General features: G+C 62.0%; 12 protein-coding genes and 1 riboswitch. Of the genes, 8 read left to right on the forward strand and 4 right to left on the reverse strand.

The genetic code is table 11. The features are described 5' to 3' along the window. Window positions 1-93: 93 nt before the first annotated feature. Entirely contained in the window at window positions 94-1,557 is a 1,464-nt protein-coding gene (locus HED64_RS18945) for an aldehyde dehydrogenase family protein (protein ID WP_168153506.1), read from the reverse strand. Window positions 1,558-1,677: 120 nt separating this feature from the next. Further along, a riboswitch (TPP riboswitch) is annotated at window positions 1,678-1,776 on the forward strand. Between HED64_RS18945 and thiM the strand changes: the two genes are divergently transcribed. The 4 genes from thiM to HED64_RS18965 all read left to right on the forward strand — a co-directional run bounded on the left by thiM (window position 1,768) and on the right by HED64_RS18965 (window position 6,247). Continuing rightward, complete coding sequence (gene thiM, locus HED64_RS18950) at window positions 1,768-2,586, forward strand: hydroxyethylthiazole kinase (RefSeq protein WP_168153507.1); 819 nt, start codon at window positions 1,768-1,770, stop codon at window positions 2,584-2,586. (Overlaps the previous riboswitch by 9 nt.) After that, the gene (thiE, locus tag HED64_RS18955; RefSeq protein WP_168153508.1) at window positions 2,583-3,251 is read left to right on the forward strand and encodes a thiamine phosphate synthase; all 669 of its coding nucleotides are present in this window, start codon (window positions 2,583-2,585) and stop codon (window positions 3,249-3,251) included. The genes thiM and thiE overlap by 4 nt, the downstream gene beginning before the upstream one ends. After that, window positions 3,248-4,795 carry a bifunctional hydroxymethylpyrimidine kinase/phosphomethylpyrimidine kinase gene (gene thiD, locus HED64_RS18960; RefSeq protein ID WP_168153509.1) on the forward strand — a complete coding sequence of 516 codons (1,548 nt, stop codon included), beginning with the start codon at window positions 3,248-3,250 and terminating at the stop codon, window positions 4,793-4,795. Before thiE ends, thiD begins: the two co-directional genes overlap by 4 nt. Before the next feature lie 132 nt (window positions 4,796-4,927). Then, the gene (locus tag HED64_RS18965) at window positions 4,928-6,247 is read left to right on the forward strand and encodes a uracil-xanthine permease family protein (protein ID WP_168153510.1); all 1,320 of its coding nucleotides are present in this window, start codon (window positions 4,928-4,930) and stop codon (window positions 6,245-6,247) included. Between the two features lie 95 nt (window positions 6,248-6,342). On the opposite strand, the gene HED64_RS18970 is transcribed toward HED64_RS18965, so the two are convergent. After that, window positions 6,343-9,597 (reverse strand): beta-phosphoglucomutase family hydrolase, encoded by a 3,255-nt coding sequence (locus HED64_RS18970; RefSeq protein ID WP_168153511.1) that lies wholly within the window; start codon window positions 9,595-9,597, stop codon window positions 6,343-6,345. A gap of 548 nt (window positions 9,598-10,145) precedes the next feature. On the opposite strand from HED64_RS18970, the gene HED64_RS18975 reads away from it, so the two are divergent. The 4 genes from HED64_RS18975 to HED64_RS18990 all read left to right on the forward strand — a co-directional run bounded on the left by HED64_RS18975 (window position 10,146) and on the right by HED64_RS18990 (window position 14,779). Beyond that, entirely contained in the window at window positions 10,146-11,483 is a 1,338-nt protein-coding gene (locus HED64_RS18975; RefSeq protein WP_168153512.1) for an ABC transporter substrate-binding protein, read from the forward strand. Between the two features lie 173 nt (window positions 11,484-11,656). Continuing rightward, window positions 11,657-12,790: a carbohydrate ABC transporter permease gene (locus HED64_RS18980; protein ID WP_168153513.1), complete on the forward strand. Its 1,134-nt coding sequence runs from the start codon at window positions 11,657-11,659 to the stop codon at window positions 12,788-12,790. After that, window positions 12,790-13,728, forward strand: a complete 939-nt coding sequence (locus HED64_RS18985) for a carbohydrate ABC transporter permease (protein ID WP_168153514.1) — start codon at window positions 12,790-12,792, stop codon at window positions 13,726-13,728. Before HED64_RS18980 ends, HED64_RS18985 begins: the two co-directional genes overlap by 1 nt. Before the next feature lie 58 nt (window positions 13,729-13,786). Then, window positions 13,787-14,779, forward strand: coding sequence for a hypothetical protein (locus HED64_RS18990; RefSeq protein ID WP_168153515.1), 993 nt, complete (start codon window positions 13,787-13,789; stop codon window positions 14,777-14,779). 29 nt (window positions 14,780-14,808) lie between these two features. Here HED64_RS18990 and HED64_RS18995 read toward each other — a convergent pair whose 3' ends face one another. Continuing rightward, complete coding sequence (locus HED64_RS18995; protein WP_168153516.1) at window positions 14,809-15,639, reverse strand: glycerophosphodiester phosphodiesterase family protein; 831 nt, start codon at window positions 15,637-15,639, stop codon at window positions 14,809-14,811. A gap of 37 nt (window positions 15,640-15,676) precedes the next feature. Then, the gene (locus HED64_RS19000) at window positions 15,677-16,537 is read right to left on the reverse strand and encodes an HAD family hydrolase (protein ID WP_210150003.1); all 861 of its coding nucleotides are present in this window, start codon (window positions 16,535-16,537) and stop codon (window positions 15,677-15,679) included. Window positions 16,538-16,542: the final 5 nt, after the last annotated feature.

Raw genomic sequence — 16,542 nt, forward strand, 5'->3', positions numbered from 1 at the left:
AGGTAGCTGGGAAGCACCAAAGGCTCCTACCTGCTTCTATTCCACATATGGAATAGAAGCAGGTAGGAGCCTTATTTTAGTCCGCTCGACGACTTAGAGCATTCTGTCGATGAGCTTCGACTTGGCCCAGGTGTATGGCGGGTAGACGGCCCGCATCGTATCCACCACGGTGGTCTTACCCAATACCGCACGCATCTGCGAGAGCCGCTCGAACCCATGCCGCCCGTGGTATGAACCCATTCCGGAGGTGCCCACACCACCAAAGGGCAGCGTTGGAACGGCAAGGTGCACGTTAGGCGCGTTGTGCACGATGGCCCCGGCCCGCACCTGATCCCCATAGGCCGATTGCAGCCGCGGGTTCTCGCTGAAAAGGTAGGCGACCAACGGGTTGGGACGAGCATTAATAAAACGCACCGCAGCATCAAAACTCTCCACCGAGATGATCGGCAGGATCGGTCCGAAGATCTCCTCCCGCAGCAGCGGGGAATCAGGATCGATGTTGATCATGACGGTCGGTTCAATTTTCAAGGTGTCCTCGTCGTAGCCTCCACCGATGAGTACTTCGCCGTCGTCTAGACAGGCGACCAGACGGTCAAAATGGGCTCGGTTGACGATGCGCCCATAGTCCTTACTGAGCAATGGATTTTTGCCGTAGAAGGAGGTGATGACCTTCGCCAAGGATTTCTCCAGCGCTCGCGCCGAGTCTCCAACCGCCAAGACATAATCCGGAGCCACGCAGGTCTGACCCGCATTCATAAACTTCCCGAACACGAGACGACGCGCCACCGCGGCGCTAGCTCCGTCCATCACCACGGCCGGGGACTTACCACCCAGCTCTAGGGTCACCGGGGTGAGCTGCTGGGCCGCGGCGACGGCCACAATCTTGCCCACGCGCTCCCCACCGGTGTAAAAAATGTGGTCAAACTGCTGTTTGAGCAGCACCGTGGTGGTTGAGGCTCCGCCCTGAACCACCGCACAGGCACGCTGATCAAGGAACTGAGGAATCAGTCGACCCAGTAGTGCCGAGGTCGCCGGGGCCAGCTCCGAAGGCTTCAGAACCGTGACGTTGCCAGCGGCAATGGAGGCAACCAGCGGCGCGAGGATCAACTGCAGCGGGTAGTTCCAGGCACCAATGACCAGCACCACGCCCAGCGGTTGTGGCTCGATTTTAGCCGCGGCCGGCTGGAGGGCCAACGGGATTTTCACCGACTTGGATTCCATCCACTCCGAGAGATGCAGCTGCGCATGATCAATCTCCACGCGCACCATGTCGATCTCGGTCATCTTCGCCTCCACCGGACCCTTGCCCAGGTCATCGGCGAGCGCGTCGAGGAAGTCCTGTTCATGGGCCTCCAGCATGCGTTCGAGCGCCTTGAGCTGCGAAGCCCGAAAACGGCGTGGGTGCGCAAGCCGAGTGGACACCACATCGTGCATCGATGCGACGAGCTCAACGATATGCTCCGGCAAGGTGGTGACTACCTGCGGCAGCTCAAGCTGATTCAGCGCCGTCGAGCCACTCGGTGCGACGGGATTCGGGGGTGTAGGAAAAGTGCCCATAGCTCCGAGCCTACGTCGCGTACCCTCCTGCCATAAAGACCGCCACGATTCATCAACTCACCGGCTCGCTGAGCCATGACATCGACTTGTCCCTGCGTGAGGCAAGTCGATAGGCTCAATGGCAGTGACACGGGGTGCCGGCGCATAGAGCCGGCTGAGAAAAGACCCGTTGAACCTGAACTAGTTAGTGCTAGCGGAGGGATGTCGCCAATGCCTGCCATTGCGCCTTCATATTTTCTTGACCCCGGCGTGCTCGCCGAAACCCTGGACTCGATGCGTGCCGGTGCACCGTTGGTCCAATGCTTGACCAATGCCGTGGTCACCAACTTCACCGCCAATGTGCTGCTGGCCGCTGGCGCTTCAGCCGCCATGGTTGATTTCCCCGGTGAATCCGGAGACTTCGCTGCACTGGCCTCTAGCGTGTTGGTGAATTTGGGGACACCCGGGAGCGAACAACGCGCTTCGATGCGCGAGGCGGTGGCCGCGGCTACCGCCGCACACACCCCGTGGGTTTTGGACCCGGTGGCCATCGGTGCGCTGCGCATTCGTACGTCTCTGGCCCATGAATTCGCCGCGGCCTCCCCCACCGTGATTCGCGGCAATCCCTCGGAAATCCTGGTACTGGCCGGGAGTGGAGGTGGCGGCCGCGGAGTTGAATCCACCGACTCGGTAACTGCTGCCGCCCACGCCGCGCGGCAACTGGCCCTACGCACCGGAGCGGTAGTGGCGGTTTCCGGCCCCACGGATCTGATTACCGATGGCAGACGCAGCGTTCACGTTCACGGTGGCAGCCCCATGCTCACCCGGATCACCGGCGGCGGCTGCGCCCTGGGGGCCATCTGTGCAGCGTTTCTTCCGGCCCACCCCGATCCACTGGTGGCCACGGTGAGTGCTCATGCCTTCTACTCGGCCGCCGCAACGCGCGCCGAGGCCATGTCCTTGGGCCCGGGTTCCTTTGCCCCCGCTTTCCTAGATGCCCTGCACCTCCTATCCCCCGAACAGCTTCGTGCCACGGCGGTACTCTCATGAGCCCGAGCATTACCCGTGGTGTGTATCTGGTGGCAGATTCGGCCTCCACCGCCGGGCGGGAACTTCACAACGTAGTGGCCCAGGCCGTGGCCGGCGGTATCAGAACCGTTCAACTGCGTTGTAAGGACACCTCCGCCGCGGAATTCCTGGACATCGTTCTGGCCTGCGCCAAGCACACCGCCGGGCGCGCGGATCTGCTGATCAATGATCGAGTGGACGTGTATCTGGCGGCCCGTGCCGCCGGCGCCTCGGTACAGGGTGTGCACATTGGCCAGTCGGATCTTGGCCCGGCCTTGGTCCGCCAGCTCATCGGACCCGCGGCCATCCTGGGGCTCAGCGCCGCTACGGCGCAGGAAATTCGGGTCGCCAATACTCTCGAGGAGCACCTACCCGGGACCCTTACATATCTGGGTGTTGGCGCGGTTCACGCCACCCCCACCAAAAAGGATCACCCCGAGCCATTGGGCCATGCTGGCCTGGCCCGCGTGGTGCAAACCACCAAGCTGCCGGTGATCGCCATCGGTGGGATTCATGAAGAAGACGTGAGCCCACTGGCCGCCGCCGGGGCCGCGGGAATCGCCGTGGTGCGTGCCATCTGCGCAGCACAAGACCCCCGTGCCGCCACCATCCACCTGCGTACCCTCTGGGAAGAGAGCATCCGATGACCCATTCCGCCACGGCGCACCAAAGGCCCAGCATCAAGAACATCCTCTCCATTGCCGGTTCTGACCCCTCCGGGGGTGCCGGGATTCAGGCGGATCTGAAGTCCATCGCCGCCGCCGGCGGCTACGGAATGGCGGTCATCAGCGCGCTGACAGCACAAAACACTCGTGGGGTCCGGGCGGTGCACGTTCCCCCCGCCTCCTTCCTCACCGAACAACTCACCGCCATCGCCGCTGACTTACACATCGACGCGATCAAAATTGGCATGCTGGCCAATGCCGAGGTCATCACCGCACTGGGTGACTGGCTGAACACGATCCGCACCCCTACCGGACTGGCAGGTGCCATGGTGCCGACGGTCATCCTTGATCCGGTCATGATTGCCACCAGTGGGGACAGCCTGTTGGATCCCGCCGCCGATGCGGCCCTGCGCCAGCTCTTCACCCACGCCGATGTCATCACCCCCAATATTCCGGAGCTCGGCGTGTTGGCCCGCGGAGCGGTGGCCGCAACTTGGGAGCAAGCGGTTGGCCAGGCACGCGCGGTGGCAGCCGAATACCGGCTACTGGTGTTGGCCAAGGGTGGGCATCTGGAAGGGACTAGCTGTAGGGACGCATTAATTGACGCTACCGGTGTGCTCACCGAGGTCAGCTCCCCGCGCCTGGACACGCAGAACACGCACGGTACCGGCTGCTCGCTCTCCGCCGCTCTGGCCACTCACTATGCCCGCGGCGGGCATTGGCCCACGGCGCTGGCACAGACCAAGACCTGGCTGACCGAGGCCATTACTCGCTCAGATGATCTGCGGGTGGGGCACGGCCACGGACCTCTGAATCATCTGGCCACACTCTGGGATCGAGCACCCGAGGGGGCCGGCGAGGACCCCATGCCGCACTGGTGGGAAGAGATCACCCCCATCCTCACCGGGATTAATCAGCTCGCCTTCATCACTGAGCTGTCCGCTGGCACCCTAGCGCTTGAACACTTTGAGGACTACCTCGGCCAGGACGCGCTCTATCTGCGCGGCTACGCCAGCGTCATGTCCAAGGCCTCGGCGCTGGCCCCCGACGAGGCGGCTCGACGCTTCTGGGCGGCAAGTGCCGCCAGCTGTCTGGAGGAGGAGCTAGCGCTGCACCGCGGCCGACTGGGAAACCAGCTCCCGGAACCGAGCACCGCCACCGACGCCTACCTGAATCATCTCTCCTCCAGCGCGCATGACTACCCCGTGCTGGTAGCTGCCCTGCTGCCGTGCTTCTGGATCTATCAGGACGTGGGTCGGCGGTTGGCTGCCGCCAACCATCCAGAGCATCCCTATGCCGATTGGCTGAGCAATTACGCCTCCGAAGAGTTTGACGCTCTTACCCGTGAAGCCATCAACATCACGCGGGACGTGCTGCATCACGCCGAGCCTTCCACGCGGGTGTCCATGTGGCAGGCCTTTGAGGTTTCCTCCCTTCACGAGCTGGGCTTCTTCGCCCAGACCGGCGCGGACACAGAGCAGCAAAGCGACCCGGTATTAACCGCGCAGAAGGCACCGGCGATTTAGCGGACCGCGCTCACTTTTCGCGCCTCACCACCGCGGTGTTCGTGGGGATGGGTAAAATGCACTCGGGGGTTTTGCCTTTCGCCGAACCCCGACGGCATTTTGCACTACACCCAGCGCCCGGAAGGCACACCCATGAGCAATCGATTCGGCATTGGCTGGTCGCTGCACGGCGACGGCAAGTCCATCTCTCCCGGGGATGTGGTTGCCCCCAACGAGCGGTTGCACTGGCCGCAGACCATCTCCATTGGCGTGCAACACGTGATGGCGATGTTCGGTTCCACCGTTTTGGTCCCGGCGCTCACCGGTTTCCCGGCGACCACCACGCTGTTCTTCTCCGGTGTTGGCACACTGCTCTTCTTGATCTTCACCTCCGGCCGGGTGCCCAGCTACCTGGGTTCCTCCTTTGCCTTTATTGCCCCGGTGTCCGCGGCCATGGCCGGCCACGGCATGTCCGGGGCACTGGGCGGCATCGTCGTTTCGGGTGTGGCGCTGTTTATCATCGGTGTGATCGTGCAGAAATCCGGCACCGGGTGGATCCACGCGCTGATGCCCCCGGTGGTGATGGGCACCATCGTCGCGTTGATCGGCCTCAACCTGGCCTCCGCCACCCTCACCCCGATGAAGGAGTTCCCGCTGACCACCTTCGCCACGGTGCTGGCCATCGTGGTTTCCGCCGTGTTGTTTAAGGGTCTGCTGGGACGCCTGTCCATCCTGGTGGGCCTGGTCATCGGCTACCTGGTGGCACTGGCCCAGGGCCAAGTGGACTTCGAACCCATCGAAAAGGCCGGCTGGTTGGGCCTGCCGGCCTTCTCCACCCCGAGCTTCCACCTGGACACCCTGCTGGTCTTCCTACCGGTGGTCTTTGTGCTGCTCGCGGAGAACATCGGACACGTGAAAACCGTGGGTTTGATGACCGGGCGCGATCTTGATGACGTGAATGGCCGGGCGATCATGGCCGACGGCGCCGCCACGATGTTGGCGGGATTCGGCGGCGGATCTGGCACCACCACCTACGCGGAGAACATTGGTGTGATGGCCTCCTCGCGCGTGTACTCCACTGCCGCCTACTGGATCGCCGGTTTTGTCGCGATCTTGGTGGCGTTCTTCCCGAAGTTTGGCGCGGTCATCAACACCATCCCCGCCGGGGTCTCCGGAGGGGCTGGCATCGTGCTCTACGGCATGATCGGGATCATTGGTGCCAGGCTTTGGGTGCAGAACAAGGTCGACTTCTCTAACCCGATCAACTTGATGACCGCCGGCACCGGACTGATCATCGCCATCGCCATTACCTCGGATTTGGCCTTTGGAGACGTGAAGCTCGGCGGTATCGCCATGGGTACCGTGGCCACTCTGGTCATTTACCATCTGATGCGCTCCATCGCGAAGGCGCGGGGCACCGAACCGATCAACAACGATCAAATCGGTGGGGCCACACACTCCAAGATCGGTTAATTGGCACGCGGCGGGTGCAAAAGACCGGGCGGGGAACCTGAAAAGGTTCCCCGCCCGGTCTTTTGCTGCCAGTGCTCAGTTCAGCGCCAGCATGGTTAACCGATGATGGTCAACGGCGGCTCGGTGGCCAGCTCCTCATCGCGCGTGAGCTTCTTGATGCTGGAGGTTAGCGGTGAACCATCTTCACGCTGGGCGGCATACACCGCCTCGATGCTCGGCTCTCCTTGAAGTACCGGTCCCTGATCTTCCAAGGCGATGGAGCACTGTGGGTGTTCTGGGGACAGGGTGTAGGGCACACCGCGTACCCAGAAGGTGATTTCCAGGTCTCCTTGGCGCAATGACGCGGTGAACACGTCCGCCGTGAGCACGAAGTGCACACTGGCGCCCTCACGGCGCAGCGAGAACTCCAATCCGTCCCAACCCACCGGGAGCCGGGGGTCAAAGAGCCATTCGCCGGTGTCATCACGCAGTCCACCGAATCCGTAGACCAGCGCCGCCCAGACCCCGCCGGTGGAGGCAACGTGCACCCCGTCGGCCGAGTTGCCGTGCAGGTTCAGCAGATCCACATTAAGCGCATGCTCAAAGTACGAGAGGGCTAGATCCGCGTACCCGACTTCCGCGGCGAGGATTGATTGCACGGTGGCCGAAAGCGTGGAGTCCCCGGTCGTTATCGGGTCGTAGTAGTCAAAATCCGCCCGTTTCTGCTCCGGAGTGAAGTCGGAGGATCGCAACCACAACGCCATCACGGTATCGGCCTGCTTGAGCACCTGGAACCGGTAGATCACCAGCGGGTGGAAATGCAGCAACAGGGGGTGGTGCTCCGGTGCCGTGCCCTTCATGTCCCACACCTCGCGATCCAGGAACCCCTCGTCCTGCGGGTGAATGCCCACGGTCTCGGAGAAGGGGATGAACATGGCCATCGCCGCATCTTTCCAGTCGCGGATTTCCCGCTCACTGACGGCCAGCTCCTCGATGATGCGCGTGTGATCCTCGGGGAACTCGCGCGCCAAGAAATCCATGACTTGCACGGCGTAGTTCAGGTTAAAGCGCGCCATCACGTTGGTGAAGGTGTTGTTGTTCACCACCGCGGTGTACTCATCTGGGCCGGTCACCCCGTGGATGTGGAAGCTGCGACCGTTGCTGGCCTCGCGCCAGAACCCCAACGAGTTCCACAGCCGGGCGGTTTCCACCACAATTTCAGCGCCACCGCCAAGAAGTAGCCCGGTGTCCCCGCTGGCCCCCACATAACGTGCCAGGGAATATACGACGTCCGCGTTGATATGGTACTGCGCTGTCCCCGCCGGGTAGTAGGCGCTGGCCTCCTCACCATTGATGGTGCGCCAGGGGAAGAGGATGCCATGTTCGTTCAGTGTTGCCGCCCGCCGCCGCGCTGCTGGAATCATCGAGACCCGTGCGCGTAAGGCGTTGCGTGCCCATTGCGGATTGGTATAGGTCAAGAACGGCAGGACGTAGATCTCGGTGTCCCAGAAGTAGTGTCCCGAGTATCCATTGCCCGAGACGCCCTTAGCGGAGATCCCCAACCCATCCGAGCGGGCCGAGGCCTGCGCTAGGGCGTAAATGTTCCAGCGGATGGCGCGTTGGAGCAGCGGGTCGGTATGTACCACTACGTCCGCGTTGTTCCAGAATTCGGTAAGGAACTCGCGTTGGGCCCAGAACAGCTCGTCGGCACCCCGTGGCACCAGGTGCTTGAGCGCGCGCACGGCGCGGTTGGTCATTTCCGTCGTATCGTGGCGCCGTGAGGAGGCGAAGGAGGCAAACTTGTCGATGTGCAGTGCCTCGTCGGCCTGCAAGTAGGCGGAAACCGTGTGCTCCACCCGGTCATCACTAACGCTGGATTGCTCCTCAATTTCGGTGGTGTCCCCGGCGATGCGCACCACGTGGGCGATCGCGGTGGACACTGCCATGTTCGAGCCACGCACGTAGTATCCCAGCGCGCAGATACCGTCCTTGTCCCAGGTCCCGCCCGGGCTCAGTGACTCCTCGTCGCTACGCTGGCTCTTCCGCGGGTCAAATGGCACCTCCCCGGCATCAGATTCGGCGGGAGTGGGTACCGGTGCATTGCGGGTTTGGCCAATCAAAGCGGACTGCACAAAAACATGTGCTGGTGCATCAAGCAGCCGCACGGTGACCCTAAACAGAGCTAGGTGACGTTCGGAGAAGGAAATCATGGACCGGGTACGCACCATCACCCGGTGCCCCTCCGCCGTGCGCCAGAGCGTGTCGGAGATCAGCGTGCCGTCCTTGAAGTCCAGCCGCAGATCGTCCTTGAGGATCTCGGTGCGCCCGATTTCCAGGGCCTCATCGTTGATGTAAACGCGCACTGTGCGCGCATCCGGGGCAGGAACCATGGTCTGTCCGGTCTCGGCGAGTCCAAAGGCCGATTCGGCGTGACGGATCGTCCACGTCTCGTGCAACCCGTTGATGAACATCCCCTCGGTGCTCTCGCCGATGCCCAGCGAATCCCCGCGCATCCCCAGAAAACCGTTGCCCAGAGAGAAGATCGTTTGTTCTTCCGCTGGGTCCACTGGGCGCGGGTGTTCGCGGGTGTAGGACCAGGCGTCGAGGTTGAAGTCGTCGCGAGCGTCCTGGTTCACCAACTCCTGAAGGTCGTTCACGACGAGGTCGGCGCCGGCTTCACGCAGCGCTTCCGCCGGCTGATCCCGTGTCACGCCAACAACTAGGCCAAATTCACCGGCGGCTGCCGCCCGAACACCGGAGATCGCGTCCTCGATGACAACACATTCATTGGCGCTCCAGCCCAGATCTGCGGCTGCGGCCAAGAAGGTGTCGGGGGCTGGCTTGCCTGGCAGGGCGCGCTTTGAGGCTTCGTCTCCACCCACAACCACGGAGAATTCCCCGCGGAGCCCCGCCGCTTCCAGTACGTCATGGGCGTTGCGAGAGGAAGACACCACTGCGACCTCGAGCCCGGCGGCCTGAATATGGCGCAGGTAGGCCACGGACCCTGGATAGGGTTCGATACCCGTTTTGTGCAGGATCTCGCGGAAGACCGAGTTCTTCGCGTTCCCCAGGGCACAGACACTCCCGGATCCCGGCTCATCGGTGCTTTCGCCCCACGGCAACTCGATGCCGCGGTCCGCAAGGACTGCTGCAACACCCTCATACCGTGGGCGTCCGTCGAGCAATCCAAAGTAATCGTTTTCGGTATAGGGCCGCTCGACCCCCGTCTCGGTGAAAAAATTCTCAAAGAGCTGTTGCCAGGCTTTACGGTGCACCTCGGCGGTGGGTGTTAATACCCCGTCCAGGTCAAAGAGCACGGCCTTGAAATCGCGGCGCCGGTAGGCGGCACCAACGGCAAGGGCTTCACGCATCGTGTGGAATTCCCTTCTGTGTCCCGCGACGCGCGCCCGGTGTGTTCGGCGGATCCGCATGGTTCTGCAGAGAAAAGCCGGTTACTTAGGGCACTGCGCCGCCTTAACGGCTTTCCCGTTGCACCTCAAACCGGGGGCATGTGCTCCCGGCTTCCATGCCTACGGGTCCTGCTTACTCCAGCCTAGCCACCTCAACGGCAGCGCGTGAAGGGTGGGCGGTAATTCTTCGTATCTTCGTGTCGAAGTGGCCACGCATCCCAAAGGGTCAAGTCAATTCGTAATTGTTACCAGAAATTTGGACTCTCAACCTTGAAATGTGAGCCGAGTCTCTACATGATGAGCAGGTAGGGGAACCAATATCTATCATTGACCAGTGTTTCCCCGCCTCCATGGGGGACCTTCACCGTGATCCAACGGGCAGCCCGATTCCCAGCAGTAGATCCTTTTGGGAGCAGGCCACCCGCGGCACTCGCAGCCGACGGAGCACGGCTTCCCTGTCCATCTTTAGCAGCGGGCGGCCGTGGCCACCGGATCAAGTAGGAGGAACGATGAGGAAGACACAGCGGGGGAAGGTTTACGCCTCCTTGGCATCACTGGGCGTTGCCGCCCTGGTACTTACCGGTTGCGGCGGAGGTCCCGGAGCACCGGAGACCAGCGCGGCAAGCACCGATACGGGCGCCGCCACAGGCAAGGCGGAAGTGACCGTCTACGGCACCATTGCCGATGCCGAAGCGAAGTTGCTGGAGAAGTCTTGGGCCGACTGGTCCGAGGAAAACGACATTAAGATCAAGTACGAATCCTCCAAGGAATTCGAGACACAGATCGCCGTCCGCGCTCAGGGTGGCAATGCGCCAGATCTGGCCATCTTCCCGCAGCCCGGCTTGCTGGGCGACCTCGCCACCCGTGGTTTCCTGAAGGCCGCGCCGGAAGGCGTTAAGGCGAATGTGGCTTCGGGCTGGTCCGAGGACTGGGCCAAATACGGAACCGTCGACGGGACCCTTTACGGCGCGCCGCTGATGGCCAGTGTGAAGGGTTGGGTCTGGTATTCACCGGCCGAATTCAAAGAAAAGGGCTACGAGGTCCCCACCACGTGGCAGGGGTTGCTTGACCTGACCGCGCAAATGGAAAAGGACAAGGGCAAGGCTCCTTGGTGCGCGGGCTTCGGCTCCGGCGATGCAACTGGCTGGCCGGGGACGGACTGGGTGGAGGACTTGGTACTACGCCAGGCCGGGCCCGAGGTCTATGACCAGTGGGTGGCCAACGAGGTGAAGTTCACCGACCCGAAAATCAAGTCCGCTCTTGATGAGGTCGGCAAGATCCTCAAGAACCCTAAGTACGTCAACGCTGGCTACGGAGATGTGGCATCCATCAACGCTACCGCCTTCGGGGATGTGGCCGACGTCTTGGTATCCGGCGACTGCTCGCTTCACCACCAGGCGTCCTTCTTCAGCGGATTCATCACCGATGCAGGCGGCAAGGTCGGCCCGGACGCAGATGTCTGGGGCTTTGTTACCCCGTCGATGGACGGTGCGGGCAATTCGGTGACCGGCGGTGGCGAGATCGTCGGTGCCTTCAGTGATGACCCCTCGGTGATCAAGGTGCAGGAATACCTTTCCAGCCCCGAATGGGCCAACTCCCGTGTGAAGCTCGGTGGTGTGCTCTCGGCCAACAAGGGCCTTGACCCGGCCAACGCTTCTGACCCGTTGCTGGAGGAAGCGGTGAAGATCCTGCAGGATCCCGCCACCACCTTCCGCTTCGACGCCTCCGACCTGATGCCGGGTTCCGTGGGCTCGGGTTCATTCTGGAAGGGCATGGTCGACTGGATCAACGGGACCGATTCGGAGACCGTTTTGAAGGCCGTTGAGGCTGGCTGGCCCTCCAAGTAGCGCCATCACTTCAACTGGGGCTGGGAGGCGGTAACGCCTCTCAGCCCCAGAATTATCCCCCTCCCGTATAGACTCCTTCGCCCACTTTCCTCGCCGCGATTCTTGCCCCGGCTCACCGGCCAGTGACCAGTTTGCGGCGCGGGCGCTCGCTCAAAGGCAGGCACCGACGCATCATGACATTCTTCCTGAAATGGCTCAGCACCCTGCCGCCACTGGCACAGGTCCCCGTGGTCATCGGGGCCTTCCTCGTGGTGGCGGCCATGCTGCTCTTCCTGATCGAGCTCGCTCCGCGGCGCGGGCGAAAATACACCATCATCCGCGCGGTGGCCTGCGTTGCGATCCCCCTCGTTATGGTCGCATTGCTTGATTCCTACACGTGGGCCATTGCCGGTGCCGGTTTCCTGGGTTTACTGCTCTTCTGGTTGGACTACCGGTCGCGGCAGGGAGCCGGATACCTCTTCGCACTGGTGGGTTTCCTCTCCCCTGCGTTGCTCTTGTTGGTGGTTGGACTCGTCATTCCCACCATCCAGACCACCATCGCCTCCTTCATGAATTCCCGCGGCACCGAATTTGTGGGGATGGAGAACTTCATCTGGATCTTCACCCAGCCCTCGGGGATTCGCACGGTGCTCAATACCGTGCTCTGGGTCCTCATTGCCCCCGCGGTATCCACAATTGCCGGTCTTGCCTACGCGGTGTTCATCGACAAGTCGCGCGGAGAAAAATTCTTCAAGATCCTGGTTTTCATGCCCATGGCGATCTCCTTTGTTGGCGCCTCGATCATTTGGCGTTTCATCTACACCGCGCGCCCGGCCGACGGACAGCAAATTGGTTTGCTCAACCAGGTCATCGTCTGGGCCGGCGGGGAACCGGTGCAGTTCCTGCAAGAATCTCCGCTGAACACCGTGGCGCTGATCGCGGTGTTGATCTGGGTCCAAACAGGATTTGCGATGGTGATCCTCTCCGCCGCCATCAAGGGTGTGCCGATCGAGCAGTTGGAGGCCGCGGAACTGGACGGCGCAAGTGCCTGGCAGCGCTTCGCCAACGTCACGCTGCCCGGGATCCGTTCCTCGTTGGTGGTCGTGTTGACCACCATCTCGATCGCCTCGCTGAAGGTCTTTGACATCGTGCGGACCATGACCGCCGGGGCAAATGACACCTCGGTGATCGCCAACGAAATGTATACCCAATTCCGCAATTTTGAGGGCGGCAGGTCGGCCGCCTTTGCCGTCATCCTCTTCATCATGGTGATGCCGATCGTCATCTACAACGCTAGGCAAATCAAGATGCAAAGGGAGCTGCGCTGATGTCCACCCTCACCACCACCGAGCCTAAGTCCCCCGCCGGAAAGCCACGTCCCGTCGCTTCGCTGGCCAAGACCCGACTGACCAACCGCTGGGCAACACTCGCCGCGCTGGTGATCGCTGCCATGTGGACCATCCCCACCATCGGGCTTTTGGTCTCCTCGTTCCGTCCCGCCCAAGAGGTGCGTACCACCGGCTGGTGGACGATCTTCGCCCATCCGGGCCTCACCACCGATAACTACTCGGCGGTGCTGCAAGCGGGCAACTCACAGTTGACCATGGCCGGTTCCTTCATCAACTCCATCGCCATCACGCTGCCGGCAACGTTGATCCCGCTGGTCTTGGCAACGCTTGCCGCCTATGCCTTCGCCTGGATGCGTTTCCCCGGCAAGGATTTAGTCTTCATCCTGGTCTTCGCCCTGCAGATTGTTCCCATTCAGATGGCGCTGGTACCGCTGCTGCGGCTATTTGCCGTGGGGGAGATTTTTGGTTTCCCCATTATTGGCGCCTTTGGTTCGGCCGGATACGCGCAGGTGTGGATCGCGCACACGATCTTTGCCCTTCCCCTGGCCATCTTCCTTCTACACAACTTCATTGCGGAAATCCCCAATGAGATCATCGAGGCGGCCCGCGTGGATGGGGCAAGCCACGGTCAGATCTTCTTCCGCATCGTGCTTCCGTTAACGGCACCGGCCATTGCCGCATTTTCCATCTTCCAGTTCCTCTGGGTGTGGAATGACCTTTTGGTCGCGCTGATTTTCGCCGACGGCGCTGTCGCCCCGATCACCAAGCTATTGGCCGAGATTACCGGTAGTCGTGGGCAGGATTGGCACCTACTGACAGCCGGAGCCTTTGTGGCGATGATCGTGCCGCTGGCAGTATTCTTCGCCCTGCAGCGCTACTTCGTCCGCGGTCTCATGGCTGGTTCCGCCAAGGGGTAATTGAACCGTTATTCACGCGTACAGGAAAGCCCACGGTTCACTGGCTAGGATAGTGGGCGTGGCGAAGTGGATAAAGACTTGGACGGAAGACGGCTGGCGTGCCGAGGTGCTCGAATGGATAGATATGGCGTGCGAGGCATATTCACTTTCGCGCACCGGAGAACCCGAAAATGCGTCAAATTCCATTCGAGCCAAGCACCTTCGGGTGCCCACCGACGCGGGCAAACTTCACTTTAAGGCAGTGGCGCCTGGGCAGTTTTTTGAGCCCCCACTGACGGCTGCCGCTGCCACGCTTTCGCCCGAGCGACTGGTCATGCCGCTGGCGATCGACCCGCTGCGCGGCTGGATGTTGTCCCCCGACTACGGTTCGACCCTTGACGAGCTGGCCACCACCCCGATCTTATGGGAACGCGCGCTAGGCGCCCTGGGTTCCTTACAGCGTGAGGTTGTCGATTCGGAGGAGGTGCTCTTTGATGCCGGTCTACAGATTCTTGATCCGGCATGGATCCCCGAAGAATTTAACAACGCCCTCACCCTGCATGCGTCCTTGCCCTCCGATCATCCGCTGGGCATTCCGGCTCGCGATGCTGACCATGCTTTTTCTGCCCTCAAGGACATCGAGGAGGCCTGCGAGCAGCTGATCGCAGGTCCCATCCCGCTCAGTTTGGAACACGGCTCCTTTGATCGGCGTCGGGTCTTTGCCCCCACCGAGGAGGACTCGGTACCGCGGATCCTGAATCTAGGGGACGCGCACTGGGCTCATCCCTTTGCCTCCCTGGCACGGCCGATCGAGCGGATGCGTATCGATTTCCGCTGCGGTCCGGAGGATCCACGAATTATGGCCGCGATCGGTACGTATTTGGCCGCTTGGGCAGATTATGGCACTCCCGACCAGCTCTATTCGCTGGTGGCCCCGGCCCTACGGATCTCTCCGCTGCACACCCATGAGACCTGGCTGCAATTGCTGGCCAACGCCGATGAGGCAGCACTACTGCGTTGGGCTCCCATGGTCCTTGAGCCTCTGTCTTCATTGGCCCACGCCACCGCATAACTTGGCCGGTAAGAATTTGATGGCTGGGCTCAGCGAGTCAGGCTGTTTTGTGGCCAATGACCTCGCTCGCTCATGACCGCCGCCAGGGTCGGGGCAGCATCAGTCATGATGCCGTCAACACCCATGTCCAAGAGGCGGTGCATCGCCGGCGCATCATTAACCACCCACACGTGGACCTGTAGTGAGGCATCGTGGGCGCGTTGGATGAAGCGGGGCGTCACCACACGAAGCTTTCCGTGGGTCTCGGGGACCTGTAGGGCCGCAAAGGATCCGTAAACGGCTCGCGGCAACGGTGCCACGGCCCCGATCAGCACTGCCGCGCCCACACCAATGATTCCGGGACTCGTGGCCAGCTGATGGGTCCGGTCATCGGCCGCCAGTAGCCGAGAGGCCATGTGCCGACGACTGCCGTTAAAGGAGCCCAGCAGGACCCGATCCGCGGCACGATGCCGTACCAAGGTCTCGGCCATGAGCTCCGCCGCGGGGCCGGCCTTGATATCAACGTTAAAGCGGGCGCTACGGAAACTTTCCAAGAGCTCCTCGAAGGTGGGAATCGGTTCCCCCGCCACCCTGAGCTCGGCGAGTTCGGCGGCGGTGCAGTCCCGCACACGACGTGGATCCCCGGTGAGCCGCACAAGGTCCTCGTCATGGAAGGCCACCAAAACCCCGTCGCGGGTGGCGTGAACGTCGGTTTCCAGGTAACCGAAGCCCAGCTCGGTGGCAGCGGTGAAGGCCTTCACGGTGTTTTCTTCACCGGCGGGTGCGAATCCGCGGTGCGAAAACGCGAGAGGGAATCCGGCCAATGGCCGATGCGGGGTATTGAGCAAAAACGGTGTTTTTCCTACGCGCGGGCTCTTCATGTGATCCTTTCACCAACGTTGGTGTTGCCGATCCTACTCAGCGTTCGTCCGGTCCCGAGCTCTCCCACGGCCTTGAGGCGTCCCGGTCAAGAATCTGTTCCAGCACCCTAGCGACCCCGTCCTGTTCAACGCCTGGGGCACGATAGCTGGCGGCGGCGATGGCCGCTAAGTGTCCGGACGCCATGGCATAACCGTGCCCGGCCCAGGACAGCATTTCTAGGTCATTGGGCATGTCGCCGAACGCGATGACTTCTGCCGGTCCGATGCCCAACCCTGCCGCGTAGTCGCGCAACGCCACCGATTTGTCCACGGCAACATGGGCCATTTCCAGCAGCGAAATCCCAAACGCTGAATGAGTGACGGACACCAGATGACGCAACGAATCGCCCACCGCATCCAAGAAGTCATCGGCACTGCGGGTGCGGGACTTCGCCAGGAACTTCACCACCCCCTCGTTCTGCAGTTGGGCCGAACCAAGCTCAAGCAATGTGCCCGATTCGGTGCCCACAGCCTGGGAGTGTTCGGCGAATCCTTCACCTAGGTGCAGGCCACGAGTGGTTTCGGCGGCGAAGGTGGCACCGGGTTCGGCGCGCAAGATGATCTGTTGCGCCAGCACCAGGTCCGCTGGCGCGATGGTCTTGGCGCTGAGTAGGCGTTGGGCTTCGAGGTCGTAAAGCACCGCACCGTTGGAGCAGATCACCGTGCCCAGCTGACCGAAGGCATCACGCACCGGATCCAACCAGCGCACCGGCCGTCCGGTGACAAAAACGATGTGCATTCCCGCGGCTCGAGCGCGATTGAAGGCTTCGATGGTGCGCGCGGAGATACTCCCGTCGGCACGGATGATGGTGCCGTCCAGGTCGCTGGCCACCAGCCGCACCTCCGGAGCTACTCGCATACTCG

This window comes from Paeniglutamicibacter terrestris (assembly GCF_012271785.1).
In the GTDB taxonomy this organism is placed as follows: domain Bacteria; phylum Actinomycetota; class Actinomycetes; order Actinomycetales; family Micrococcaceae; genus Paeniglutamicibacter; species Paeniglutamicibacter terrestris.